This window comes from Azospirillum sp. TSH64, from assembly GCF_003116035.1.
Classification (GTDB): Bacteria; Pseudomonadota; Alphaproteobacteria; order Azospirillales; family Azospirillaceae; genus Azospirillum.
Window position 1 is genome coordinate 2942320 of sequence record NZ_LGQW01000015.1, and the last position, 25290, is coordinate 2967609.

The following is a 25290-nucleotide window of genomic DNA, read 5'->3' on the forward strand; positions in this document are numbered from 1 at the left end:
ATGACCTCCCGGATGTGCGAAAATCGCACAGATATTCGTCGTTACGCACAGAGTGGCGAGCGGTGCGCTGCACTGTCAAGGGCGAAAAATGCTTGTATCGTGCGATGATCGCCCATATTGCGGCGCAACATGAGGATTGCTTTGTCGATGCGACCGGAATGAAAGAGAAAAAATATATTTATCAGATACTTGAATTGATGACTGATTTTGTGCGATTATAGAACATAACATCAAATATCGCACTTGACGGTTCGGTCCTCCCTCAGTACGGTGGACGGAACAGTCAATGACCGGAATAGCGAATTCCGGCGCCGGCATATGGTCACATGTGGGAGGGACGATGACGAGGACTCTGCGCAACGCGCTGTTGGGCAACGCGCTGCTGGGTGCGGCGTTCGGTCTGGCGCTGGCGGCCGGTCCGGCCGGTGCCGCCACCATCAAGGTCGGCGTCGTGGCCCCCTTCTCCGGGCCGTTCGGCGTGGTGGGCAAGAGCTTCAAGGAAGCCATCGAGGTCTATCAGGCCGAGCACGGCAAGACCGTCGGCAACGACACGGTGGAGTTCATCTACAAGGACCTCGACCAGGCGAACCCGGCGCAGAGCAAGGCGCTGTCGCAGGAGCTGATCGTCAAAGAGAAGGTGTCGTTCCTCGCCGGCTATTTCTTCACGCCGGATGCGCTGGCCGTCGCCCCGCTGATCGACGAGGCGAACATCCCCTGCGTGATCTTCAACGCCGCGACCTCCGCCATCACGGAGAAGTCGCCGCGCTATGTCCGCACCTCCTTCACGCTGTGGCAGAACACGGTGCCGCTGGCCGAACACATGGCCAAGCAGGGTATCAAGAAGGCGATCTCGGCGGTCAGCGACTATGGTCCCGGCATCGACGGCGAGGCCGCCTTCAAAACCACCTTCGAGAAGAACGGCGGCACGGTGGTGGACACCATCCGCATGCCGCTGAAGTCCACCGACTTCGCCCCCTTCATGCAGCGGATCAAGGATTCGGGCGCCGAGGCGGTTTATGCCTTCCTGCCCGCCGGCCCGACGACGCTGGCCTTCGCCAAGGCCTTCAACGACACCGGGCTGAAGGCGGCGGGCATCAAGTTCTTCGGCCCCGGCGACCTGACCCAGGAACCGGACCTGCCGGCGCTGGGCGACGCGGTGATGGGCATCACCACCACCTTCAACTACAGCCGGGCGCACGACTCGGCGATGAACAAGGCCTTCGTCGCCAAGCACAAGGAGATGTTCGGCTCCTACGACAGCGTCACCTTCACCTCGGTCGGCGCCTATGACGGCACGCATGTCATCTATCAGATGATCAAGAACAGCGGCGGCAAGATCGACGGCGCCAAGGCGGTGGAGTCGGTGAAGGGCATGAGCTGGGAAAGCCCGCGCGGTCCCCTGACCATCGATCCCGACAGCCGCCACGTCACCCAGACGATCTATCTGCGCACTGTCGAGATGGTCGACGGCCGATTGGAGAATGTCGAGAAGCAGTCGTTCCCGAAGCAGCCGGACTATGGGTACAAGCTGGCGAAGTGAGGGGGTGGTCTCCCTCTCCCGTCCCGGTAAGAATGCCCTCTCCCCCCTGCTTTCGCGCAAACTTCGTTTGCGCTGACGCGACAGGCGGACCAAAGGTCCGCCGAAAGCGGGGAGAGGGTTAGGGTGAGGGGGACGCGCGGCAGGATTTACGGGTAAGGCACGCAGTGCTTCCCCCTCACCCCGACCCTCTCCCCGGGGGGGAGAGGGGGAGGGGCGGGTGGAGAGACATCATGGAAACCATGTTCGGGATCGCCGTCGACGGGGTCGCCTACGGCATGATCCTCTTCATCATCTCCGTCGGGCTGTCGGTGACGCTGGGGCTGATGCGGGTGGTCAATCTGGCGCATGGCGCCTTCGCCATGGTCGGCGGCTATGTCGCCTCCTATGCAGCACAGAGCGCCGGGCTGCCCTATGGGCTGGCGCTGGTGGTGGCGGTGGCGCTGACCGTGCTGGCGACGCTGCCGCTGGAACGGCTGTTGTACCGGCGCATCTACGGCTCGGCCAACGAACTGGCGCAGGTGCTGCTGACCATCGGGCTGACCTTCGTCATCGTCGCCGGCATCAATTACCTGTTCGGTCCGACGCTGAAGCGCATCCCGCTGCCCGATCTGCTGACCGGCACGGTGCAGCTGGGGCCGAAATCGATCCCGACCCACCGCGCCTTCGTGATCGGCGCCGGGGCGGCCACCCTGCTGGGGCTGTGGTGGCTGTTGGAGCGCACCGATTTCGGCATCCGGCTGCGCGCGGCGGTGGATGACCCCGCCATGGCGGCGGCGCTGGGCATCCGGACCGAGCGGCTCTATCTGGCGACCTTCGCGCTCGGCACCGGGCTGGCGGCGCTGGGCGGCGTGCTGGGGGCGGAACTGCTGCCGCTGGAGCCCTATTACGCCATCCGCTACATCGTGCTGTTCCTGGCGGTGGTGGCGGTCGGCGGGGCGGGCAGCATCTTCGGCTCGGCGGCGGCGGCGCTGGCGCTCGGCATCGTCGACACCGCCGGCAAATATTTGATCCCCAATTTCGGCGAGTTCTTCTTCTACGCCGCCCTGATCCTGATCCTGTTCCGCTGGCCCCACGGCTTCTTCAAAGGGAGGACGGCATGACGAGCGTCGCCGAGCGCGACGGAAAGGCCGGCGCGGTGACCCGCCCCGCTCCGCTCGGGCGGCGCCGCGATCTCGGCTGGATCGGCATTCCGCTGGTCGCATTGGCCGGGCTGGCCGCCTATTGGCTGCTGCCGGACGATCTGGCGCTGCTGACCCGCATCGCCGCCTCGGCGCTGTTCGTGCTGTCGCTCGACCTCGTGCTCGGCTATGGCGGGATCGCCACGCTGGGGCAGGCGGCGATGTTCGGCACCGGCGCCTATGCCGCCGGCATCGTCGCGGTCAACTGGAACAACGACCCCTTCGTCATGCTGGCGGCCGGCGGGCTTGCCGGCGGACTGATCGCGCTGGCGACCGGTGCGCTGATCCTGCATGCGCGCGGGCTGACCCTGCTGATGCTGACCATCGCGGTCGGGCAGATCGTGCAGGAGGTCGCCAACAAGGCGCGCGACTGGACCGGCGGCAGCGACGGGCTGTCGGGCATCGACCCGGCTCCGGTGCTGGGGCTGTTCCGCTTCGACATGTTCGGCCGCACCTCCTACCTGTTCGCGCTGGCGGTGCTGGTGGCCGGGCTTTTGGTGGCGCGGCGGATCGTGCGCTCGCCCTTCGGGCTGGCCTGCCGTGGCGTGAAGGAGGATCCCTTGCGGATCTCCGCCATCGGCGGCTCGCCGAAATCCTATCTGGTGGCGCTCTATGGCGTGGCCGGGGTGTTCGCCGGGGTGGCCGGGGGGCTGACCGCGGTCACCAGCGGCATCGTCGGGCTGGACAGCGCCGGCTTCCCCTGGTCGGCGGAGGCGCTGGTGATGCTGGTGCTGGGCGGCACCGGGCGGCTCTATGGTGCCGTGATCGGCACGGCGGCCTTCATGGGCATCCACCACATCCTGGCCGCCAGCGATCCCTTCCACTGGATGGGCTTCATCGGCCTGTTCCTGATCGGCATCGTCCTGTTCCTGCCCGGCGGCATCGCCTCGGGTCTGGAGCGGCTGGGCGGGCTGTTGCGCCGGCCGGCTGGACAGGGGGAGGGTGGGGCATGACCAAGCTTCTTGAGGTCGAGGGGCTGTCCAAGAATTTCGGCGGTTTGCAGGTGTCGTCCGACATCACCATGACGCTGAGTGCCGGCGACCGCTGTGCCCTGATCGGGCCGAACGGGGCCGGCAAGACGACCTTCGTCAACCTCGTCACCGGGGTGATCCCGCCCAGCGCCGGCACCATCCGGCTGGACGGCCGCGATATCACGAGGCTGCCGGCGGCGGAACGGGTGCGGCTGGGGCTGATCCGCAGCTTCCAGGTGGCGCGGCTGTTCAAGTCGATGACGGTGCGCGAGCATCTGGAACTGGCCGTCCTCCAGCGCGACCGCCGCACCTTCCGCCCGTTCGCCAATGTCGCGAAGGTGGCCGGGCTGGCCGACGAGGTGGCGGGGCTGCTCGATGCCATGGGGTTGACCCATGCGGCGCACACGGCGGTCGGCTCGCTGGCCTACGGGCAGCAGCGGCTGCTGGAGATCGCGCTGGCGCTCGCCATGAAGCCGAAGGTGCTGATCCTCGACGAGCCGGCGGCCGGCGTGCCCCATTCGGAAAGCCAGCGCATCCTCGACGCCATCGACCGGCTGCCCAAGGATCTGGCGGTGCTGATGATCGAGCACGACATGGATCTGGTGTTCCGCTTCGCGAAGACCATCGTCGTGCTGGCGCAGGGGCGGTTGCTGTGCAGCGGCACCGCCAGGGAGATCGTCGCCGACCCGCGCGTGCGCGAGGTCTATCTGGGGAGCCGTGCCGATGCACACTGAGCCGCGTGGGGCTTTCGAGGTCGGGGATCTGCGCGCCGGCTACGGCAAGACGCTGATCCTCGACGGCGTGTCGCTGGCCGTGCCGGCGGGCGGGCGGCTGGCCCTGCTAGGCCGCAACGGGGTGGGCAAGACGACGATTCTGGCGACGCTGGTCGGCCAGACCACCCGCCATGGCGGCAGCATCCGGCTGGACGGGGTGGATCTCAGCGCGATGAGCAGTTCGGCACGGGCGGCGGCCGGGCTCGGCTATGTGCCGCAGACGCGCGACATCTTCAAATCGCTGACGGTGGAGGAGAACCTCGTCACCGGGCTGAAGGGGCGGCCGCGTTCGGCGCTGGAGGAGGCGTACGAGCTGTTCCCGCGGCTGGGCGAGCGGCGGCGCAACGGCGGCGGCGAACTGTCGGGCGGCGAGCAGCAGATGCTGTCGGTCGCCCGCGCCCTGCTGGGCAAGCCGACGGTGCTGCTGCTGGACGAGCCGCTGGAAGGGCTGGCGCCGGTGATCTGCGACACGCTGATGGCGGCGCTGTCCAGGCTCGACATGACCATCCTGCTGGTGGAGCAGCAGGTCGACCGCGCGCTGGACTTCGCCGACCGCGTGGTCTTCCTCGACCGCGGCCGGGTGGTGCATGCCGGGCCGGCGGCGCAGGCAAAGGCCGATCCGGCGCTGCTGGAGCGCCATCTGGGCGTGGCGCTGGCGGCGTAGGGGGGACTCCTACCGGAACGGCGGCGCGTAGAGCAGGCCGCCCTGGGTCCAGGGCTTGTTCAGGCCGCGGTCCATGCCGTAGGGGGTGCCGAGGTTGCGGTCGAAGATCTCGCCGTAGTTCCCCACCTGGGCCAGCACCTGCAAGGCCCAGTCGTCGGGCAGTCCGAGGGTGCGGGAGACGCTGCCGGCGTGGCCCAGCATGCGGTGCAGTTCGGGATCGTCGGGGATGCGGCCAGCCTGGACGTCGGCCGAGGTGACGCCCTTGGCGTCGGCCAGCACGATGGCGTGGAGCACCCAGCGGGTGATGTCGTACCAGTTGCGGTCGCCGCGCGCGATGTAGGGCGTCAGCGGCTCGCGCGAGATCACGTCGGGATAGATGTAGATGCCCATCCCCGCCTGGCGGTAGCCGGCCAGCGAAGTCACCAGCACCGTGCGGTCGGTGGTCAGCAGGTCGCATTCATGGGCGAGGAACGCCTGCAACGCCTCGTCCAGCGTCTGGAAGGTGCGGATCGTCCAGGGCAGGTCGGACTTGCGGATATGGTCCTCCAGATTGCGGACCGTGGTGGTGGCGGTCTTGACGCAGACGGTGCGCACACCCAGCCGGTCGAGCGGCGGCGGCGGGGTGCCGTCCGAGTGGATGGCGAAGCCCTGGCCGTCATGCAGAAGCGGCATCAGGAACTCGATGTCGTGCGACAGCTCGCGGCTGAAGGTCCAGGTCGTGGTGGTCAGCGCCACGTCGACCTCGTGCTTCTCCACCGCCTGGAATTCCTGCGGCTTCTCCGGCAGGCGGACGACGCGGATCGCCTGGGCGTTGCCGAGCGTCGCCGCGGCGAAGACCCGGCAGACATCGACCAGGAAACCGTCGAGATGCCCCTGCGGGTCGGAGAAGGAGATGCCGCTGACGCCGCTGCGCAGGCCGCAGATCAGGAAGCCGCGGCCGTGGATGCGCTCCAGCGTGTCGCCGTCCTCGGCCCAGGCCGGTAAGGCCGAAACCATCGCCAGCAGCACAAGCAACACCAGCCGCATTCCGACACCCATTCCCCTGACCCGCCTCTTCCACCGCGTGCCGGCGGCGGGCGGGGTCAGGCCGCCTGCCCGGCGCGCAGCGTGCCGAGCAGACTATGCAGCGAAGCCGCTTCCTCGGCCAGCGTGTTCGCCGTTTCGGTCAGCGAGGCGGCGATGTCGCCGGTGCGGGCGGCCTGGGCGCTGACGCCGTCGATCAGGCTCGCCACCTCGCCGGTGTTGCCGGCGATCACGCCGACGCGGCGGCGGATGTCGGTGGAGGAGTCGGTCTGGCGGGCCACGGCACCGCCGATCAGCTCCTGCACCTCGCTGATGCGCTCGACCGAGCCGGAGATGCGGGCGAAGGTGCCGACGGTGTTCTGGATGCTGCCGTTGATGGCGCTGACCGACGTGGCGATCTGCACGGTGGCGTTGGCAGTCTCCTCCGCCAGCTTCTTCACCTCCGCCGCCACCACGGCGAAGCCGCGGCCCGCCACGCCGGCCGCCGCCGCCTCGATGGTGGCGTTCAGCGCCAAGAGCTTGGTCTGGTGGGCGATGCCGGTGATGACGTCGACGATGCGGCGGATCTGCTCGGTGTTGTCGCCCAGCTGGCCGACCACCTCGCGGGCGGCGGTCAGCTCGCCCAGCGTTGCGCCGACCACGCCGGCCGCCTCGCTCGTCAGGCTGGAGACGGTGCCGATGGTGTCCATCAGCGTGCCGGCGCTGTCGTTGCAGGTGTTGGCGTTGCGGTTGCTCTCGGCGACGAAGCTGCCGGCGCTGACCGTGCTGTCGATGGTGCCGGAGGATTCACGGCGCAGCGCGTCGGCCAGCTCGCGCAGCTGGCCCGACTGGGTGGCGACGCCCGACGCCACCTGATGCACGTCCTCCATCAGCTGGCGGGCCAGCGCTGCCGAGCGCATCTGCTCGGTCACGTCGGTCCAGGACAGCGTCTTGCCCAGCACATTGCCCTGGTCGTCGAACACGGTGTCGACATGGGCCTCCACCGTCGTCTCGTCCACCGTCAGGGTGCGGCGCGGGATCTGCGGACGGGCGGGGTCGGTGCAGGCGGCGGTGAAGTCCGGCCCCTGGGCCAGCAGGTCGGGGCCGGCCGGGTCGATGCCGTGCGCCTCGCAGAAGGTCCGGGCGGCGGGATTGATGAAGCCGACCTGCCCTTCGCCATTTGGGCCGTCGGTGCGCAGGAGGGCGGTCGGCACCGGGCTGCTGTCGACCATCCGCTTCATCAGCAGCACCTGCTCGACGCTGCCGCGCAGGCGGCGCAGCGCGGCGGCCATCACCGCCAGCTCGTCGCGGCCGGTGCGGGGAACCTCGATGGACAGGTCGCCGGCGGCGATCTGCTCCATGGCGCGGGCGAACTTGCGCAGGTTGGCGATGACGGCGACGCGCAGGAGCAGGGCGGCGGCGATGGCGACGGCCAGCGCGAAGGCGGCGACCATCTTGAGGGCGTCGTTGCGCAGGGCCTCCGTCGCGCCGACGAATTCCGACACGTCGCGCGAGATCTCCGCCGTCGCCCAAGGCAGCCCGCCATCGCCGCCGAGCGCCACGGTGGTGGTGGAGAGCTGCGCATGGGCCGACGGCTCGCCGCCCTTCGCCTCGAACAGAACGCCGCCCTTGGCGTCGGTGATGCGGATGTCGGCGTCGAGCACGGCGCCCAGGTTGGACAGGGCGGGCAGGGGATCGGTCACCACCTCCAGGAAGCCCAGGACGCGGAAGCCGCCGATGGGGACGATCATGCTGAACAGCGGCCGACCCTGGCCGTCGCGCCACAGCAGGCTGGCCGGACGGCGCTTGTCGGCGATGTCGCGGGTCTTCAGCGCCTCGAACAGCGGGGCGACGGTGGCGACGCTGTCCTGCTCCCCGCCGGTGGCGGCGATGCGCGCCATGTCGGCGTCGAACACGGCGACCGAGACCAGCCGCACCTCGCGGTCGACCACCACGGGCCGCGCGTTGATGTTCTTCAGCGCCAGCATCGTCTTGGCCGGGTCCTTCTGGTTGATGCTGTCGACCAGGAAGGCGTCGCGGCTCCATTCGTTGGCATGGCCCTGGAGCCAGTCCGTGTAGTTCTTGCGGATGCGGTCGTTGGCGAGAACCCGCAGGGTGGCCGCGGCACTGCTGTTGAAGGTGGTCAGCGCGAAGTCGGTGTAACGCTGCGACACCCAGGCCTGGCTGGCGATCAGCGCCGCCACCAGCACGCCCACCACCGACACCATGGCGCGGCGCAGGGTCCAGAAGCGGTGGCGCGCACCGCCATCGTCCAGGGTGCTGCCCGCATTCGTCGAGATCGCCGTCATGCCCAAACCCCCGCCGCCAGTGAACGGTTTCAACGGATTGCTACACGCATATCGTCGCAGGGCCCTTTGAACGGTTTAGCGTTCATTTGTGAACAGTTCGTGTCTTTTCGTTTGCATTTGAGGCAAGCGGGGATGAAGGCGCCAAGGAAACAGGTGGTCTTTTGGGCGGATATGCGGTCTATGACTTTCCCAGGGGGGAATCCGACAAGAAGAAAAGCAACCGGATGTGGTGGATTGACTTCGGAGCAGGCTGTCTGCCCGCGTTAACGCATAAAAAATGGGCCACGGAAGCGCGCAAAAAATTTTCGCGATTTCCGTGGCCCAGGTTGCCGAGCGCGTGGCCGCCGCGAGACTGAAGCGACGGGGGAGTTTGCTCGGGGTTAGGTGGATGGGCGCCCTATACCCCCTCTCCCCCCTGGGGAGAGGGTCGGGGTGAGGGGGATGCAGGGAGTGGATTCGGTGGCGAATGGGGGAGTGTGCGACTCTATGAAGATCCTCGCCGCGCGACCCCCTCACCCTAACCCTCTCCCCGGGGGGAGAGGGGATTCCGGCCGGTTCGAAGAACTCCTTACCCATCCTGCGTGACGTCGCCGGCGAACAGGTAGCCTGTGCCGTGGACGGTGACGATCAGCCTCGGGTCCGCCGGATCGGTCTCGATCAGGCGGCGCAGGCGGCGGACCAGGCTGTCGATGGTGCGGTCGGTGGCGTCGGTCTTGCGCCGCGTCGTCGCCGTCAGCAGATAGTCGCGGTTCATCACCCGGCCGGGGTTGCAGACGAAGGTCGACAGCAGCTCGAACTCGGCACCGGTCAGCCGCACCGGGTTGCCCTGCGGGTCGGTCAGGCGCATGCGGTCGAGCCACAGCGTCCAGCCGGAGAAGCAGCGCCGGCGGTCGTCGCGCTGGTCGCCCGGCGCCTTCAGCCTGCGCAGCAGGTTCCGCACCCGGGCCAGGATCTCGCGCGGCTCGAAGGGCTTCGCGATGTAGTCGTCGGCCCCCATCTCCAGCCCGATGATGCGGTCCAGCTTCTCCGCCCGGCTGCTGACCAGGATGATGCCGATTTCCGACACCGCGCGAAGCTCGCGGGTCAGGGTCAGCCCATCCTGGCGCGGCAGCCGGATGTCGAGCAGCACCACGTCCACCGACGCCGCCGCCAGCAGATCCTTCAGCTCCTCGGCACTTCGGGCCAGCAGGACGTCGAAGCCCTCATCCGTCAGATAGGACTTCAGCGTCTCGCGCGTCACCGCGTCGTCGTCGGTGATGGCAATGGTCGCCGCCATGACCCTCTTGTCCGCCTCTCAGCGCGCCTTTTGCCTCAATGCTCCAGGATCTGGCCCAGGAACTGGCGGGTGCGCTCGCTTTTCGGGTTTTCGAAGAATTCGGCCGGCGACCCGCTCTCGATGATCGAGCCTTCGGCCATGAAGACAATAGAGTCGGCGACCTGCCGGGCGAAGCCCATTTCGTGGGTGACGCAGACCATGGTCATGCCCTCGCCCGCCAGCTCGGTCATGACGTCCAGCACCTCCTTGACCATTTCGGGGTCGAGTGCGGAGGTCGGCTCGTCGAACAGCATGATCTCGGGGCGCATGCACAGCGCGCGGGCGATGGCGACGCGCTGCTGCTGGCCGCCGGACAACTGGCCGGGGAACTTGTGCGCCTGGTCGGGGATGCGCACCCGCTTCAAGTACATCATGGCGATTTCCTCGATCTCGGACTTCGCCATGCCGCGGACCCAGATCGGGGCCAGCGTCAGGTTCTGGAGCACCGTCAGGTGCGGGAACAGGTTGAAGTTCTGGAACACCATGCCGACCTTGCGGCGGATCTTCTCCACCGCCTTGACGTCGTCGGTCAGCTCGATGCCGTCGACGATGATGTGGCCGGTCTGGTGCGCCTCGAGCCGGTTGATGCAGCGGATCATCGTCGACTTGCCCGACCCGGAGGGGCCGCAGACGACGACCTTCTCACCCTTGCCGATGGTGATGCTGACGTCGCGCAGCGCGTGGTAGCTGTTGTACCACTTGCCGACCTTGCGGAGTTCGATGATGGCGTTGGCGGTCATTGGTCGTTCTCCAGGGCCGGTCAGCGGCGGGTGTAGCGGTTGGCCAGACGCTCCAGCCACTGGCTGTAGCGCGACATGCTGAAGCAGAAGATCCAGAACATCAGCCCGGCGAAGACATAGACCTCGGCAAAGTAGGGGCGCCATTCGGGGTCGGTCGTCGCCACGGTGGCGGCGGTCAGCAGGTCGTACAGGCCGACGATGGTGACCAGCGAGGTGTCCTTGAAGGCGCTGATGAACTGGTTGACGATGGGCGGGATGACGATGCGCAGCGCCTGCGGCAGGACGATCAGCATCGTCTTCTGCCAGTAGCTGAGGCCAAGGGCGTCGGCGGCCTCGTACTGGCCCTTGGGGATCGCCTGCAGGCCACCGCGCACGGCCTCGGCCAGATAGGCGGCGGTGAAGAGCGTCATGCCGGCGAGTGCCCGCAGCAGCTTGTCGACCGTGACGCCTTCCGGCAGGAACAGCGGGAACATCACCGACGCCATGAACAGCACGCTGACCAGCGGCACGCCGCGCATCGTCTCGATGAAGCCGATGCAGAAGGTACGGATGGCGGGCAGCGAGGATTGGCGGCCCAGCGCCAGCAGGATCGACAGCGGGAAGGCGAGAGCGATGGAGAAGACCGACAGCATCAGCGTGATCGGCAGCCCGCCCCAGCGGTCGTTCGGCACATAGGTGAGGCCGGCGATGCCGCCCCACATCAGCACGCCCATGCCGACCAGGGTCAGCGCCCAGGCGACGGCCAGCCAGGGCCGCCAGAAGGCGCGGACGCCGCTGGCCCCCAGCATCGCCACGAACAGGGCGCAGGCCAGGAAGGGGCGCCACTGCTCGTCATAGGGGTAGGTGCCGAAGAAGATCAGCCGGTGCTTGACCACGATCACCGACCAGCAGGCGCCGGCCGCCTCGCGGCAGGCCTCCGACGACCCGGACCAGCTGGCGTTCAGCAGCAGCCAGTTCGCCATCGGCGGCACCACCAGCCACAGCAGGAACAGGCAGGCCAGCGTCAGCGCGGTGTTCAGCGGCGTGTTGAAGAGGTTGTCCTTCGCCCAGCCGAAGGGCTTCAGCGCCGTCATGCCGTTGGCCTGCGGCGGGGCGGAGGCCTGGGTCGGCTCCTCCTCGTAGGACGCGGCCCAATGGGCGGGGGGGACGGGAGCGGTGGGAATCGGGGCCGGATCGGCCGGGAACTGTTTGCTCATCGGGTCACCAGAGCCACGCGGCGGTTGTACCAGTTCATGAAGCCGGAGATCGCGAGGCTGATGATGAGATAGACGAGCATCATCATCGCCACTGCCTCCACCACCTGGCCGGTCTGGTTGGCCGAGGTGTTGGAGACGCTGACCAGGTCCGGATAGCCGATGGCGACGGCCAGCGAGCTGTTCTTGGTCAGGTTCAGATACTGGCTGGTCAGCGGCGGCACGATGACGCGCAGCGCCTGCGGCAGGATGACGAGGCGCAGGATCTTGCCCGGCGACAGGCCCAGCGCCAGCCCGGCCTCGGTCTGGCCGTGCGGCACGGCGAGGATGCCGGAGCGCACGATCTCGGCGATGAAGCCGGCGGTGTAGACCGACAGGCCGATCAGCAGTGCTGTGAATTCCGGGGTGACCGATCCGCCGCCCTCGAAATTGAAGCCGGCCAATGCCGGCACGTCGAAGGCCAGCGGGGCGCCGGTGACGATGAACGCGAGCGCCGGCGGCAGCAGCAGGGCGGCGATGACGGCCGGCAGGGTCGGGAAGGGCTTGCCGGTGGTCTCGCGCCGGCGGCGGCCGTAGCGGACGACGGCGATGGCGGCGGCGATGCCGGCGACCAGCGCCAGCAGGATCCAGCCATGGCCGGCATGTTCCACCAGGACCGGGAACTTCATGCCGCGGTTGCTGAGGAAGATGCCCGGCAGCACCTCCAGCGCCTCGCGCGGGCTGGGGAGCCGGTTCAGGATCGTGTACCAGACCACCAGCTGCAGCAGCAGCGGGACGTTGCGCACCGTCTCGACATACAGGGTGGCGAAGCGGTTGACCATCCAGTTGGACGACAGCCGCCCGATGCCGATCAGCACGCCCAGCACGGTCGCCAGCACGACACCGGCGGCCGACACCGCCAGCGTGTTCAGGAGGCCGACCACCAGCGCCGTCAGATAGGTGTCGGAGGCGGAATAGGGCAGCAGGCTCTCGCCGATCTCGAAGCCGGCCTCGCGGTGCAGGAAGCCGAAACCGGTGGCGACGCCGCGGGTGGCGAGGTTGGTCAGGGTGTTGGAGACGAGATACCAGGCGACGGCGAGGGCGCAGGCCAGGAACAGAGCCTGATACAGCCACCCCCGCACGCGCGCGGAATTCAGCGCCTGGACCGGGTTTGTCATGGTGTTGCTCCGTGCGGGGGTGAAAGGCCCTCCCTTCCCCCGGAAGGGGAAGGGAGGGAGGGCGCCCTTACTTCATCGGCGGGGCGTACATCAGGCCGCCTTCGGTGTAGAGGGCGTTCTGGCCGCGCGGCATCTTCAGCTTGGAGCCCGAGCCGACGTTGCGCTCATAGCTCTGGGCGTAGTTGCCGACCTGCTTGATGATGGCGTAGGCCCAGTTCTCCTCGACGCCCAGCGCCTTGCCGTTGCCGGCGGTGACGCCCAGCAGGCGCTTCACGTCCGGATCGGGCGAGGTCATGGCGGCGTCGACGGTCTCCGAGGTCAGGCCCTTCTCCTCGGCCTGGACCATGGCGTAGAAGGCCCAGGTGACCAGGTTCATCCACTCCTCGTCGCCCTGGCGCACGGCCGGGGACAGCGGCTCCTTGGAGATCAGCTCGGGCAGGATGACGTAGTCGTTGGGGTTCTGCACCTCGGCGGCGCGGATGGCGGCCAGCTGGGAGGCGTCGGAGGTCAGGGCGTCGCAGCGGCCGGCGAAGAAGGCCTTGTTCAGCTCCTCGTTCTTCTCGATGACGACCGGCTTGAAGGTCATCTTGTTGGCGCGGAAGTAGTCCGACACGTTCTGCTCGGTCGTGGTGCCGGGCAGGACGCAGACGGTGGCGCCGTTCAGCTGCTTGGCGCTCTTCAGCCCGAGCTTGGCCGACACCATGAAGCCCTGGCCGTCGAAATAGTTGGTCGGCGCGAAGTTCAGGCCGTTGGCGGTGTCGCGGGTCAGGGTGCGGGTGGTGTTGCGGGCCAGCAGGTCGATCTCGCCGGACTGGAGCGCCGGCAGGCGCTGCTGCGCCGACAGCGGGGTGTACTTCACCTTCTCGGCATCGCCGAACATGGCGGCGGCGACGGCGCGGCACATGTCGACGTCGAGGCCCGACCACTTGCCCTTGTCGTCGGGCGAGGAGAAGCCGTACAGGCCCAGGTTGACGCCGCACTGGACGTAGCCCTTCTGCTTCACGCCGTCGAAGGTGGCGCCGGCCTGGGCCGTGCCGGACAGGGCGAAAGCGGAGACCGACAGCGTGGCCGCGATGGCGAGCGCGCTCAGACGGGACTTCATGGCACGGGTCTTCACGGGGCGGGGCTCCTTCAGCCTTGGTGGTTCTTTGGGCGCCGGGGCAGGGGGCTCCGGCCGCCGCATGCCGCCACAATCGCTCCGTGGATTGAACAAAGTGCCCGCCCGTCATGAACGGATGTGGTGGAAATGTGAACAGCTTTGGACAGATGGGCCGCGCGCACGGCGAAGGCGATGGCCGGGCTTCTCCCGACGATGGTCACGGGGGCCGGCCGATAATTCACGTGCACGGGCTTGGCCTTGCCCTTACAAGCGATTGGTGCCGGCCATATGTTTTCGCCGGGAATCCTGGGGGTTTTGAGGGAATGGGGTCCGATCGGCCGGTCTGGCGGTGGTTTGCGCGCTTTTCGCTGCTGCGGCGCGGGCCGGTGCAGCGCTATGGCGCCGCCCTGCTGACTTTCGCTGTCGCGCTGGTGTTGCGTCTGGCCGCCGACGGCACCCTGCCCACCGGCTTTCCCTATCTCACCTTCTTTCCGGCGGTGATTTTGACCACCTTCATGGCCGGTCGGGGGCCGGGGGTGGCGGTTGCGGTGCTGTCGGGACTGGCGGCCTGGTATTTCTTCATTCCGCCCTATTACTCCCTCGGTCTGGATGCCTCCGTCGGGCTGGCGCTGGCCTTCTATGCCGTGATCGTCACCGTCGACATCGCGCTGATCCATGGCATGCAGGTGACGCTGGCGCGCCTGAACGAGGAGCGCGGCCGTACCGCCTCCCTGCTGGAGGCGCAGACCACCATGTTCCACGAGCTGCAGCACCGCGTCGCCAACAACATGCAGTTCGTCTCCGCCCTGCTTGCCTTGCAACGGCGGTCGATCAACCAGTCGCCGGAAGGGGCGCTGGCGGCGCTGGAGGAGGCTGGGAAGCGGCTCGACACCATGGCGCGGGTGCACCGGCGCCTGCACGACCCGCGATCCGGCGACGATTTCGGCAGCCACATCGACGGGCTGTGCCGGGACATGCTGGCGGCGGCCGGCATGTCCGGCGTCACCTGCCGCGTGACCGTGCAGGCGGCACCGCAGTCGCCAGAGCGGCTGCTGGCACTGGCCATGCTGATCGTGGAGGCGCTGACCAACAGCCTGAAGCACGCCTTCGCCGGCCGCGACGGCGGCACCGTCACCATCGAACTGGCCGAGCTGCCGGACCAGCCTGGCCAACTGCGTCTGCTGGTGGTGGACGATGGAGTCGGTCTGCCGGACGGCTTCGACGTGCAGCGGTTGCCCAGCCTGGGCTGGAAGATCATCCAGAGTCTGGCCGCCCAGCTGTCCGGCCGGCTAAGCCATGGCCCGGCAAATGGCCTTGCCGGCGGCACCGGCACGCGGATCGAATTGCATTTTCCGGCCTGATGCGGCATCTGCACCGACTCCGATCGCGGCTTTTCCGTCGCCATCGGACGAACTATCTGTGATCTTGCCGGTTGCTGCGGGGAACCGGCAGAGGAAAGCAGGAGAGGACTTATGGCGACGCTGAAGGAATTCGAGGACGCATTGAAGGCGTCGGGCAACACGGCCGCGCTGGAGATCCTGGAGTCCCTGCGGGCGCGCGACCGCTCCCAGCGTTCCGTCCGGCCGGCGCGCCGGCTGACCGGGCGCAAGATGACTCCGGAGCTGGCAACCGAGATCCTGCACCTGCACGAGACCACCAACATGACCCAGCAGGAGATCGCCTTCCAGCTGGGGGTGAATCAGGGCCGGGTGAACGAGGTCATCAAGCGCCGCAAATGGCTGAGCGAAGACCCCGCCGCCCCGGAGGCGCAGGCCCGCGACCAGGCCAAGCAGCGCGCCAAGGAGGGCGTCGGCATCCCGCCGCGCCCGCCGTCCCGGAAGAAGAAGGCCAAGCCCGCGGCCGAAGCGGCGCCGGAGGCGGCTCCCGCTCTGCCGCCCGAGGCGGTGGCGCCGGTGGAGCCGCAGGTCGAGCAAAAAGTCGAGCCGGCCGTGGCACCGCCCGTGGAGCCGCCCGTGCCGCCGGCTGAGCCGGAGGTCGTCGTGGCACCGGAGCCCGCGCCGCCGGTCGCCGCGGAACCGGCCGCCAAACCGCGTGCTGCCAAACCGCGCGCCGCCAAGCCGCCCACGGCGAAACCAACCGCTGCCGAACCGCCGAAGCCGGTGGCCGCACCCGAGTTGCCGTTGGAGCAGCCGGAAACGGCCAAGCCGAAGAAGGCGCGCAAGCGGGACAAGGCGGCGGAGATGCCGCTGTTCAAGGACCTGCTGTAAGGGTGCTTGAAAGCCCTCTCTCGCCTGGGGGAGAGGGCATAAGCCATGCCCGCCGGTCATTTCGCACCTGCGGAATTAACGGCCTGCGGCGGATTGCCTCAGCGGGGGGTAGGCAAATATCCTGACCCTGCCCCGGTTGCTTTCGATTTCCCTGCCGCCGGGCTTCGCCTTCCTTGACCCAGCGCGACAGCGGAGAAACGACAATGGCGTCTGCCGGCCATCACGGCGACCTGCGTGCCGAGGCACAGCTGGCCTCGGCCCATCCCGGTCTGGTGCTGCTGGCGCTCGCCATGGGTGGATTCGCCATCGGGACGACCGAATTCGCGACGATGAGCCTGCTGCCCTATTTCGCCCAGGGCTTGGGCATCGACGAGCCGACCGCCGGCCATGTCATCAGCGCCTATGCGCTGGGCGTGGTGGTGGGCGCGCCGGTGATCGCGGTGCTGGCGGCGCGGGTGGCGCGGCGGACCCTGCTGATCGGGCTGATGGCGGTCTTCGCCGCCGCCAACGTGGCCAGCGCCTTTTCGCCCTCCTATGGCTGGATGCTGGCCTTCCGCTTCATGAGCGGGCTGCCGCACGGTGCCTATTTCGGCGTCGCGGCGCTGGTCGCCGCCTCGCTGGTGCCGCCGCAGCGCCGGGCGCAGGCGGTGGCGCGGACCATGCTGGGGCTGACGGTGGCGACCGTCATCGGCGTGCCGATGGCGAACTGGATCGGTCAGGTGCTGGGCTGGCGCTGGGGCTTCGGCGTGGTCGGGCTGCTCGCCCTGCTGACCGTGGTGCTGGTCTGGATCTTCGCCCCCAACGACCGGCCGCACCCGGATGCCAGCCCGCTGCGCGAACTGGGCGCGCTCAAGCGGCGGCAGGTCTGGCTGACGCTGGGCATCGGCGCCATCGGCTTCGGCGGCATGTTCGCGGTCTACACCTATGTTGCCTCCACCCTGATGGAGGTGACGCAGGTGTCGCCGGCGATGGTGCCGGTCGTGCTGGCGGTGTTCGGATCTGGCATGACCGTCGGCACGCTGGTCAGCGCCTGGGCCGCCGACCGCGCCCTGATGCCGACCGTCGCCTTCACCCTGCTGTGGAGCGCCGGGTCGCTGGCGCTCTATCCCTTCGCCGCCGGCAATGTGTGGCTGGTGTCCATCGTCGTCTTCATGATCGGCTGCGGCGGCGGTCTCGGCACGCCCCTTCAGGCCCGGCTGATGGATGTGGCGGAGGATGCGCAGACGCTGGCCGCCGCGCTGAACCACAGCGCCTTCAATGCCGCCAACGCGCTCGGCCCCTGGCTGGGCGGCATGGCGATCGCCGCCGGCTGGGGCTGGACCTCCACCGGCTGGGTCGGCGCGGCGCTGGCGTTGGGCGGTCTGGCGGTGTGGGCGGTGGCGCTGCTGGACGACCGTGCGACGGCCAGCCGTGCCGCCAGCCGCGCGGCCGAGTCCCGGGAGTCCGAGTCCCGGGAGTCCGAGGCCCGGCTGGCCGAGGCCTGCGCCGGGGACTGAGCGGCCGGCATCGCCAGGAAGTCAGCGCCCCCCGGCCACGCTCCAGGCGATGCGCGCCGGATGTTCGCCGAGGTCGAGGGAGCCGATGACGATCTCGCCCCGGCCGGACAGCGGCGCCACGTCGCCCATCTTCAGCAGGCGCTGCTCGCCGGCCTGCGGCACCAGGCGGGTGCCGTTGCGGCTGAGATCTTCAAGCGTGAAGACCCCGTCGCGCAGCCGGATCAGCGCATGCCGGCGCGAGGCGGAGGCGTGGTCCAGCATGATGCCGCAGTCCGCCCCGCGTCCGATCACCAGATCGCCGCCAGCATCGGGCACCGCCACCGTCCGGCCCTGGTAGCTGAGCGTCAGGCGCAGCGCCGGCGCCGGCGGGGCCCGCATGTCGACCGTCATGTCCGTCGGCTGGGCATGCGGCGCGGCTCCGGTCCGCAGGCCCGTCACCACGCCGATGCCGGTCACCGACACGCGCTGGTCATCGGGGATGGCGGCGATCTTGGCGATCAGCCCGTCGGCCAGCGCCCGCGGGATGCCGGCGGCGCGCAGGCGGCGGCCCAGCCCTTCGCGCACCTCCTGGAGGGAGGCGCCGGGGGCGGCCAGCTCCGCCGCGGACTTCACCCGGTTGAATTCGTCGGCGACGCGCTGGATGACGGTGCTGATCTTCTTGTGGCCATAGGGGCTGGCGCCGAGGTCGAGCAGATAGCCGAGCCGCCCCGCTGCCGTGGTGAAGCGGCCGGCCAGCCGCATCATCGTCTCCTCGAAGGGCAGGTCGGTGCCGCCGGTGGCCCAGACGGTCTTGCCGCGGCGGGTCAGCGACTCGGCCATGGCCGGACCGCCCATATAGCCGTCGAAGGCGATCATGCCGTCGACGATGGCGGCAAAGGCGCGGGCGTCGCTGGCCGCCCCGCTGCGGGTCAGCGGGGTCAGCCCGTCCAGCCCGCCGCGGATGCGGTGCAGCAGAGCCTCGCGCGTGCGGGCGAAGCCGAAGCCGGTTCCGTCGGAGGCCAGCGCGTTCGACAGCGCCAGCAGCGGCTCGGTGTGGGGCAGCCGGTCGTCCAGATCGCCGCGCAGCGCCGCCAGCAGCGCCAGCAGGGCGGAGGCGAGATCGGGCGCATAGCCGATCAGGGCGCGGATCGGCTCCCGACCGTCGACGATCTCCGCGGAGAACTCATCGACCAAACGGGTGTTCTCGCCATCGCCCTCCTGGTGGAGGCGCAGGACGGCGGTCAGCTTGGCCCCCCACTCCCGATGCGGTTCCAGCAGGGTGGCGAAGGCATGGGTGACGATGCGGTCGCGCTCCTCCACCGGCCGGTCGACCGCGGCCAGCAGCAGGCCGGAAATCCCGCCGCGCATCAGGGCCTGGTCGTAGGGGGCCAGCGTGTCGGATTTCTGGGCAAGCTCCTTCAGCGCCGTGAACAGGCGGGTGATCTGGTCGTAGCGCTCATGCGGCTTCACCCCCAGCATCGGCGCCTGGAGGGTGGCGAGCCGGCTGACCGCGGGATTGAACAGCAGCGCCTCGCGCTCGAAGTAGCGCAACGGATAGTAGCGGTGAAGCTGCTCCGACGGAATGACGCCCTGGTCGTCCCAGTAACCGCGCAGCAACCGCAGCAGGGTCATCCGGCTGTCGAAGGAGAAAACCTGCAACACGTCGGTGCAGAGGTTGGCCGTTTCGATGGGCGAGATGGTGGTCAGCTTGGCGCCGCCGGAGGAGGTCTTCTGGAAGATGGTTTCTTCCCGGCCGGTGCCGGTGACCTTCACCACGCGCACCACCGGGAACTTGGCAAGGCGCAGCAGGAAGTTGGCGCGTTCCGTCGCCGACTTCTCGTCTTCAAAGACGCCGTCGATGTTGGGCTTGCCGCCCTGCTCGACCACCACCTCGAAGCGCGCTTCGCGCCGCTTGGACATCGCCATACCGTCCCCCTTTGGCTTGCCCCGGTCGGAGTGTCCTTTTCCGATTGGCGCCCGGCTACGTCCCTGTTCGCGATTCCCGGCGATTTTTTACCAAAATACTTTATGAAAGCTTCCATCAGAAGCGGAAAGACCCGAACCGTGACCGCAATCCGTCGCTCCGGTAGCCGACCCGATAACCGGCCCACTCTCGGCCGCCGGCCTTTCCTCGGTCTCTTGGGATCGCTGGGCCTGTCGGCGGCGCTGAGCCCGCTTCCTGCCCTGGCATCCACCACCAATGGTTTAGAAAGTTCCGCGGTCGGTTATCTCCTGTTCGAGCCGGACAGCGGCACCGTGCTGGAGTCGCGGGCGGCGGACACCCCCTTCATCCCGGCGTCGGTGGCGAAGCTGCCGACGGTGGCGGCGGCGCTGGCCCTGCTGGGGCCGGACCACCGCTTCGCCACCCGGCTGCTGGCGACCGGCCCGCTGACGGGCGGGGTGCTGCGCGGCGACCTGATCCTGCAAGGCGGCGGCGACCCGGCGCTGGCGACGGAGGGGCTGGTGCAGCTGCTGGGCGGGCTGGCCGCCGCCGGGCTGCGCCGGCTGGAGGGGCGGTTCCTGTACGACACCGCCCTGCTGCCCGATCTGGCCGAGATCGACGCCGGGCAGCCTTGGGCGGCCCCCTACAACACCGGGGTCGGGGCGCTGTCGCTGAACTACAATCGCGCCCTGCTGAACTGGAAGCGGGGTGCTGCCGGGCCGGAGGTGCTGACGGTCGCCGATGCCGGGCGCCTGCCGCTGGACAGCGTCGCCGTGCGGCCGATGGCCGGGAGCAAGGGCTTTCCTCTGCTGCCGGACGGGGCCGACCGCTGGCTGATGGCGCCGCCCGCCGCCGGGGAGGCGGCAGGCGCCTGGGTGCCGGTGGCGCGGCCGGGGCTGGCCGCCGCCACCCTGTTCCGCCGGCTGGCCGGCGATGGCGGCATCGATTTGCCGCTGCCGGGGGTCGGGCGTACGCCGGCCGGCGCGACGGTGTTGGCGGCGCTGGACAGCCTGCCGCTGTCGGAACTGGCGCGCGGGCTGCTGCGCCATTCCAACAATTTGTCGGCGGAGGTGATCGGGCTGGCGGCGTCGAGGCGGCTGGACCCGTCGGTCGCGACGCTGGACCGGTCTGCGGCGCTGTTGCAGGGCTGGCTGACGCGCCAGGGTGCCGGCTGGCGTGGGCTGCGGCTCGCCAACCATTCGGGGCTCGGCACCGGGTCGCGCGCCACGCCGCGGCAGATGGCGGCGCTGCTGCGGGCCGGCGGACCCGCCTTGTGGGAGCTTCTGCCGGGGGAGGAGGACGGCAAGGCGCTGCCCTCCGGCGTCCATGCCAAGACCGGCACGCTGGCCTATGTGAAGGGGCTGGCCGGGCTGCTGACGGCGGGCAGCGGCCGGCAGCTCGGCTTCGTCCTGTTCATCGCCGACCCGGCGCGCCGGGCAGCGCTGGACGCCGCGCTCGACCGCCGGGTCACCGCCATTCCGGCGGAGGCGCGCGGCTGGGCCGCCGCCGCCCGCAGGGTGCAGGACGAGACGCTGGGACGCTGGGTTCTCACCTATTGACTGAGATAGGTCATAGGACAGAAGATAGCCTGACCGGTAAAATGCAGATCAAAGTCGATTCGATGCGGAGTCGATTTGAGAAAGCCCTGCCTGCGTCGATTGATCGCGGGCCTATCCGGACCATATGCGTCGGCAACCAGCAGCGAGAGCCCGCGACCCGATGATGACAGACCGTTCCGCCACCTCACCCGCGCGCAAAATCCTGCGCCGCCGGCTGGAACGTCAGGATGTGGCCGCCAACCGCTATCACGACCAGCGGCTGGGGGCGGAGGTGGTCAACATCGTCGTCGGCGGCTGCGTCGTCACCGACGATCCGAACGTCGTCATCACCACCACGCTGGGCTCCTGCGTCGCCGCCTGCCTGTACGATCCGGTGGCGGAGATCGGCGGCATGAATCATTTCCTGCTGCCCGACGCCGGAACCGACACGCTGTCGCTGTCGTCGCGCTATGGCGCCACGGCGATGGAGCATCTGATCAACCGGCTGCTGGCCGTCACCGGCCGGCGCGACCGGCTGCGCGCCAAGCTGTTCGGCGGTGCCAACGTCAACCTGAACACGCTGCGCACCGCCAACATCGGCCAGCGCAACGTCGAGTTCGTCATGGAGTATCTGGCGACGGAGGGCATCCCCACCGTCAGCTGGGACGTCGGCGGCGCCACCCCGCGCGCCGTGCGCTTCTTCCCCACCACGGGCCGCAGCCAGCGCCGGCTGATCGGCGGAGAGACGCTGCACGAGATCGCCCGCAACGAGTCGTCCTACATGGAGCATCTGGGCCGGACGCGGATCGAAGGCGACGTCGAGCTGTTCTGATAAGCTCGACCGGGGGGCGCCGGTTCGCCGCGCGCTCCCACCCCGCCGTTTTTCCGCGGAGCCCGTCATGGCCGACACGCTGTTCCGGATCGCCACCTTCAACCTGGAAAACCTGGACGACGATGCCGACGAGCCGCCTTTCGAGGTGCGGATCGCCACGCTGCGCCCGCAGCTGGAACGGCTGGAGGCCGACATCCTCTGCCTTCAGGAAGTCGACGCCCAGCATCCGGTCAAGAGCGAGCCGCGCATCCTGCGGGCGCTGACCCGGCTGCTGGAGGACACGCGCTATGCCGGCTACCACGTCACCGCGGGCGACGCCGCGTCGCCGGCCGACCGCCACAACCCGGTGATCGTCAGCCGCTGGCCGATCCGGGCGGCACGGCTGCTGCGCCATCATCTGGTGCCGCCGGCCCGCGTGCGGCTCGCCACCGCCGATCCGGCGGCGGAGGGCGAGACGGAGGTCGGCTGGGACCGGCCGGTCCTGCATGCCGAAATCGAGATGCCGGACGGCCGCACCCTGCACGTGTTCGACCTGCATCTGCGCGCTCCCATCGCCGCCCCGGTGCCGGGGCAGAAGGCCGGCGCCCAGATCTGGAAGACGGCGGCCGGCTGGGCGGAGGGCTATTATCTCGCCTCGATCAAGCGGGCGGGGCAGGCGCTGGAGACGCGGATGGCGGTGGACCGGCTGTTCGACGCCGACCCCGACGCACTGATCCTGGTGGCCGGCGATTGCAACGCCGACCTGGAGCAGACCGCCGTCCGCATCATCCGCGCCGCGCCCGACTTCACCGGCAATGCCGAGCTGGCCAACCGCGTTCTGGAACCGCTGGAGCAGGCGATCCCGGAGGAGCGGCGCTACACCGTGCTGCATGGCGGAACGCCGGTGCTGCTCGACCATCTGCTGGCGTCGCCGCGGCTGGCCGAACGGCTGCGCGACGTGGCGATCCACAACGAGGATCTCACCGACGAGGTCGATCACGCCGACGAGCCGTCGCCGGTCAGCTACCATGCGCCGGTGGTGGCGGGGTTCAGCCTGCAGGGCGCACGCGGCTAGGGCATAGGTGGTTCACGCGGTGGGGACGGTGCCGCCGTCGATGACGTATTCCGTGCCGGTGATCGTCCCGGCACGGTCGGACGCCAGGAAGGCGATCAGGTTCGCAACGTCTTCCGGCTTGGCTGGCCGGCCGATCGGAATGCCGCCGAGCGAGTCCATGATGATCCGCTTGCCGCCTTCGTAATCGGTGCCGGCCTCCTTCGCGAGCCGCTCGGCCAGCCCTACCGCTGCCTCCGTCTCGATCCAGCCGGGGGACACGCGCACCACGCGCACGCCCTTGGGCGAGACCTCCTTGGAAAGGCTCTTGCTGTAGGTCGAGAGCGCGGCCTTCGCGGCGGCATAGGCCGTCGTCGCCTCCGGCAGCGGCAGCTGGCGCTGGATGGAGGTCACGTGGATGACCACGCCATGGCCCTGGGCCACCATCGCCGGCACAAGGTTGCGGTCGATCCTGACGGCGGGCATCAGGTTGAGATCGAGCTCCCTTGCCCAGTCCGCGTCGCCCAGCGCCGCATAGCCGCCCGCGGGGGAGGAAGAGCCGCCCAGCATGTGGACGATGACGTCGACTCCGCCGAGCCGCTCGCGCACCGCGGCGGCGAGCGTGGCGCAGCCCTCTGCGGTTGTGAGGTCCGCGCCGACGAACATCTCCTCGCCGAGCGTGTCGGGCCGGGACCGGGCGGCGGTCAGCACACGGGCACCGAGTTCGCGGAACAGGGCGACGGTGGCAGCACCGGCTCCGCGCGTGCCGGAGGTGATGAGCGCTCTTTTGCCTTCAAGGCTGATGAACCCGGTCATTGGCCGATCTCCAGTCCGGCAATCCGCCCGTTCTCGATCCGGAACGCGAAGACCAGCGTGGCGGGGCTGCCGGGAAACCGCCCGGACACCGTTGCAAGGACCTTGGCGACCCCGTCCGTCTCGGACAGTTCGAGCGGTTCGATCACATGGGCGTATTTGGCCTTCGCGGCGCGCCACCACGCATCGATGGCGTCGTGGCCGGCATGGGACCCGCCTTCGTCCCCGACGACGGCATCGGGCGCGAAGGCGGCGAGCAGGGCCGCGCCATCGCTCCTCCGGTCGGCATCGAAATAGGCCTGGATCGGTGAGGGGAATGTCATCGTGTATGTCTCCTGAGCGGGGTGTCTTCTGTCCTTTCCAAGATGAGCGTGGACATCGGTTTCGATAATCAGGATAAAACGGGATATGGAATTTCGGTTTGCGGGACAATGACGCGGGCAGACCTGAACGATCTCGACGCCGTCTTTGCCATTGCGCGCAGAGGCTCGTTCCGTGCCGCGGCACTCGACCTTGGCATGTCGACGACCGCGCTCAGCAACGCCGTCAGGACGCTCGAGGCGGAACTGGGCGTCCGTCTGTTCAACCGGACGACGCGGAGCGTGTCGCTCACCGATGCCGGCCGGCTGTTCGTCGAGCAGGTCGGCCCGGCGTTGCAGGACGTCCATGGCGCTTTGGAAGCCGTGCGGTCGCAGCAGACGACGCCGTCGGGCACGCTTCGCATCAATGCGTTCGCCATGGCGGCGCGGGAGATCCTCTCGCCGCTCGTTCTCGAGTTCCTCCGCCGACATCCGCAGGTGCATGTCGATCTCGTCACCGAAGGGCGGCTGGTGGACATCGTCGCCGAAGGATTCGATCTGGGTGTCCGGGTGGCCGACCTCGTGCCGACCGACATGATCGCGGTTTCCCTGGGCCGGCCGCAGCGATACGCCGTCGTCGGCTCGCCGGCCTATTTCGAGAAGCGCGAGAAACCCCGCGTCCCGCCCGACCTGCTCTACCACCCCTGCATCCGTGTCCGCCTGCCGAACGGCGCCCTGTACCGGTGGCAGTTCGAGAAGGACGGGCAGGCGACGCAGATCGACGTGCGCGGACCGATCACCCTGGACGAGTCCAGCCTCGCGCGGACCGCCGTCCTGGAAGACATCGGGCTCGGCTTCTTCATGGAGCAGGACGTGTGCCGCGACATCGAGGCGGGCCGTCTCGTCCGCGTGCTCGAAGACTGGACCCCGGTGCGTGCCGGGCTCTGCCTCTACTATCCCGGACGGCGCAATCCCTCGGCCGCCCTCAGGGCTTTCATCGGCCTCGCCCGCGAACTCGGTGCGAAGCCGGGTGTTTCTCCTTGAACCCATCGCCGTGTTCGGCCAGTCGGCGGGACATGGCGCTGGATTCAGGAACGCAACTGGTGGACAACAGCGTCTTCGGGAATTTTGCGGCGCTGCGCTCCGGTCGAGAGGGCGGGCGCCTTTCAGCAGGTGCCATTTGGGAGACAGC

At 68.8% G+C, this 25290-nt stretch carries 23 protein-coding genes; 13 read left to right on the forward strand and 10 right to left on the reverse strand.

Annotated elements, in window-relative coordinates; genetic code table 11:
* The 6 genes from TSH64_RS36105 to TSH64_RS14905 form a co-directional block, all read left to right on the forward strand.
* The coding region (locus TSH64_RS36105; RefSeq protein WP_211099163.1) for a hypothetical protein at positions 1–221 on the forward strand (221 nt) is incomplete at its 5' end.
* 119 nt (positions 222–340) lie between these two features.
* The gene (locus tag TSH64_RS14885) at positions 341–1540 is read left to right on the forward strand and encodes an ABC transporter substrate-binding protein (RefSeq protein ID WP_109445991.1); all 1200 of its coding nucleotides are present in this window, start codon (positions 341–343) and stop codon (positions 1538–1540) included.
* 230 nt (positions 1541–1770) lie between these two features.
* Positions 1771–2640, forward strand: a complete 870-nt coding sequence (locus TSH64_RS14890; RefSeq protein WP_109048582.1) for a branched-chain amino acid ABC transporter permease — start codon at positions 1771–1773, stop codon at positions 2638–2640.
* On the forward strand, positions 2637–3671 hold the full coding sequence (locus TSH64_RS14895) for a branched-chain amino acid ABC transporter permease (protein ID WP_109445993.1): 1035 nt from the start codon (positions 2637–2639) through the stop codon (positions 3669–3671). The genes TSH64_RS14890 and TSH64_RS14895 overlap by 4 nt, the downstream gene beginning before the upstream one ends.
* Positions 3668–4423, forward strand: a complete 756-nt coding sequence (locus tag TSH64_RS14900; RefSeq protein ID WP_109445995.1) for an ABC transporter ATP-binding protein — start codon at positions 3668–3670, stop codon at positions 4421–4423. Before TSH64_RS14895 ends, TSH64_RS14900 begins: the two co-directional genes overlap by 4 nt.
* Entirely contained in the window at positions 4413–5126 is a 714-nt protein-coding gene (locus TSH64_RS14905) for an ABC transporter ATP-binding protein (protein ID WP_109445997.1), read from the forward strand. Before TSH64_RS14900 ends, TSH64_RS14905 begins: the two co-directional genes overlap by 11 nt.
* A 9-nt stretch (positions 5127–5135) precedes the next feature.
* Here the strand turns inward: TSH64_RS14905 and TSH64_RS14910 are convergent, their stop codons facing one another.
* The 7 genes from TSH64_RS14910 to TSH64_RS14945 all read right to left on the reverse strand — a co-directional run bounded on the left by TSH64_RS14910 (position 5136) and on the right by TSH64_RS14945 (position 13944).
* The gene (locus tag TSH64_RS14910; RefSeq protein ID WP_247872945.1) at positions 5136–6152 is read right to left on the reverse strand and encodes an amino acid ABC transporter substrate-binding protein; all 1017 of its coding nucleotides are present in this window, start codon (positions 6150–6152) and stop codon (positions 5136–5138) included.
* Positions 6153–6208: 56 nt separating this feature from the next.
* Positions 6209–8437, reverse strand: a complete 2229-nt coding sequence (locus TSH64_RS14915; protein WP_109446001.1) for a HAMP domain-containing methyl-accepting chemotaxis protein — start codon at positions 8435–8437, stop codon at positions 6209–6211.
* 568 nt (positions 8438–9005) lie between these two features.
* The gene (locus tag TSH64_RS14925) at positions 9006–9713 is read right to left on the reverse strand and encodes a response regulator (protein ID WP_098735879.1); all 708 of its coding nucleotides are present in this window, start codon (positions 9711–9713) and stop codon (positions 9006–9008) included.
* A gap of 35 nt (positions 9714–9748) precedes the next feature.
* Positions 9749–10492 (reverse strand): amino acid ABC transporter ATP-binding protein, encoded by a 744-nt coding sequence (locus TSH64_RS14930; protein ID WP_109446005.1) that lies wholly within the window; start codon positions 10490–10492, stop codon positions 9749–9751.
* A gap of 20 nt (positions 10493–10512) precedes the next feature.
* Entirely contained in the window at positions 10513–11688 is a 1176-nt protein-coding gene (locus tag TSH64_RS14935; RefSeq protein WP_109446008.1) for an amino acid ABC transporter permease, read from the reverse strand.
* The gene (locus tag TSH64_RS14940) at positions 11685–12842 is read right to left on the reverse strand and encodes an amino acid ABC transporter permease (protein WP_109446009.1); all 1158 of its coding nucleotides are present in this window, start codon (positions 12840–12842) and stop codon (positions 11685–11687) included. Before TSH64_RS14940 ends, TSH64_RS14935 begins: the two co-directional genes overlap by 4 nt.
* A 67-nt stretch (positions 12843–12909) precedes the next feature.
* Complete coding sequence (locus TSH64_RS14945) at positions 12910–13944, reverse strand: amino acid ABC transporter substrate-binding protein (RefSeq protein WP_109446010.1); 1035 nt, start codon at positions 13942–13944, stop codon at positions 12910–12912.
* Positions 13945–14264: 320 nt separating this feature from the next.
* Between TSH64_RS14945 and TSH64_RS14950 the strand changes: the two genes are divergently transcribed.
* From TSH64_RS14950 to TSH64_RS14960, 3 genes are all read left to right on the forward strand, one after another.
* Positions 14265–15302, forward strand: coding sequence for a DUF4118 domain-containing protein (locus tag TSH64_RS14950; protein WP_109446011.1), 1038 nt, complete (start codon positions 14265–14267; stop codon positions 15300–15302).
* A 111-nt stretch (positions 15303–15413) separates the two neighbouring features.
* Complete coding sequence (locus tag TSH64_RS14955) at positions 15414–16169, forward strand: hypothetical protein (RefSeq protein ID WP_109446012.1); 756 nt, start codon at positions 15414–15416, stop codon at positions 16167–16169.
* A gap of 203 nt (positions 16170–16372) precedes the next feature.
* Complete coding sequence (locus tag TSH64_RS14960; protein ID WP_109446013.1) at positions 16373–17665, forward strand: MFS transporter; 1293 nt, start codon at positions 16373–16375, stop codon at positions 17663–17665.
* A 21-nt stretch (positions 17666–17686) separates the two neighbouring features.
* Here the strand turns inward: TSH64_RS14960 and TSH64_RS14965 are convergent, their stop codons facing one another.
* Positions 17687–19570 carry an FHA domain-containing protein gene (locus TSH64_RS14965; protein WP_109446014.1) on the reverse strand — a complete coding sequence of 628 codons (1884 nt, stop codon included), beginning with the start codon at positions 19568–19570 and terminating at the stop codon, positions 17687–17689.
* A 138-nt stretch (positions 19571–19708) separates the two neighbouring features.
* Here TSH64_RS14965 and TSH64_RS14970 point away from each other — a divergent pair, with 138 nt between their 5' ends.
* The 3 genes from TSH64_RS14970 (at position 19709) to TSH64_RS14980 (ending at position 23010) form a co-directional block, all read left to right on the forward strand.
* Complete coding sequence (locus TSH64_RS14970) at positions 19709–21145, forward strand: D-alanyl-D-alanine carboxypeptidase (protein WP_247872946.1); 1437 nt, start codon at positions 19709–19711, stop codon at positions 21143–21145.
* Between the two features lie 160 nt (positions 21146–21305).
* Positions 21306–21956 (forward strand): chemotaxis protein, encoded by a 651-nt coding sequence (locus tag TSH64_RS14975; protein WP_109446018.1) that lies wholly within the window; start codon positions 21306–21308, stop codon positions 21954–21956.
* Positions 21957–22023: 67 nt separating this feature from the next.
* Positions 22024–23010, forward strand: coding sequence for an endonuclease/exonuclease/phosphatase family protein (locus TSH64_RS14980; RefSeq protein ID WP_109446020.1), 987 nt, complete (start codon positions 22024–22026; stop codon positions 23008–23010).
* Positions 23011–23022: 12 nt separating this feature from the next.
* Here TSH64_RS14980 and TSH64_RS14985 read toward each other — a convergent pair whose 3' ends face one another.
* Both TSH64_RS14985 and TSH64_RS14990 read right to left on the reverse strand, forming a co-directional pair.
* Positions 23023–23802, reverse strand: coding sequence for an SDR family oxidoreductase (locus TSH64_RS14985; RefSeq protein WP_109446022.1), 780 nt, complete (start codon positions 23800–23802; stop codon positions 23023–23025).
* Positions 23799–24122 (reverse strand): nuclear transport factor 2 family protein, encoded by a 324-nt coding sequence (locus TSH64_RS14990; protein ID WP_109446024.1) that lies wholly within the window; start codon positions 24120–24122, stop codon positions 23799–23801. Before TSH64_RS14990 ends, TSH64_RS14985 begins: the two co-directional genes overlap by 4 nt.
* A 48-nt stretch (positions 24123–24170) precedes the next feature.
* On the opposite strand from TSH64_RS14990, the gene TSH64_RS14995 reads away from it, so the two are divergent.
* Positions 24171–25142, forward strand: coding sequence for a LysR family transcriptional regulator (locus tag TSH64_RS14995; RefSeq protein WP_247872947.1), 972 nt, complete (start codon positions 24171–24173; stop codon positions 25140–25142).
* Positions 25143–25290: the final 148 nt, after the last annotated feature.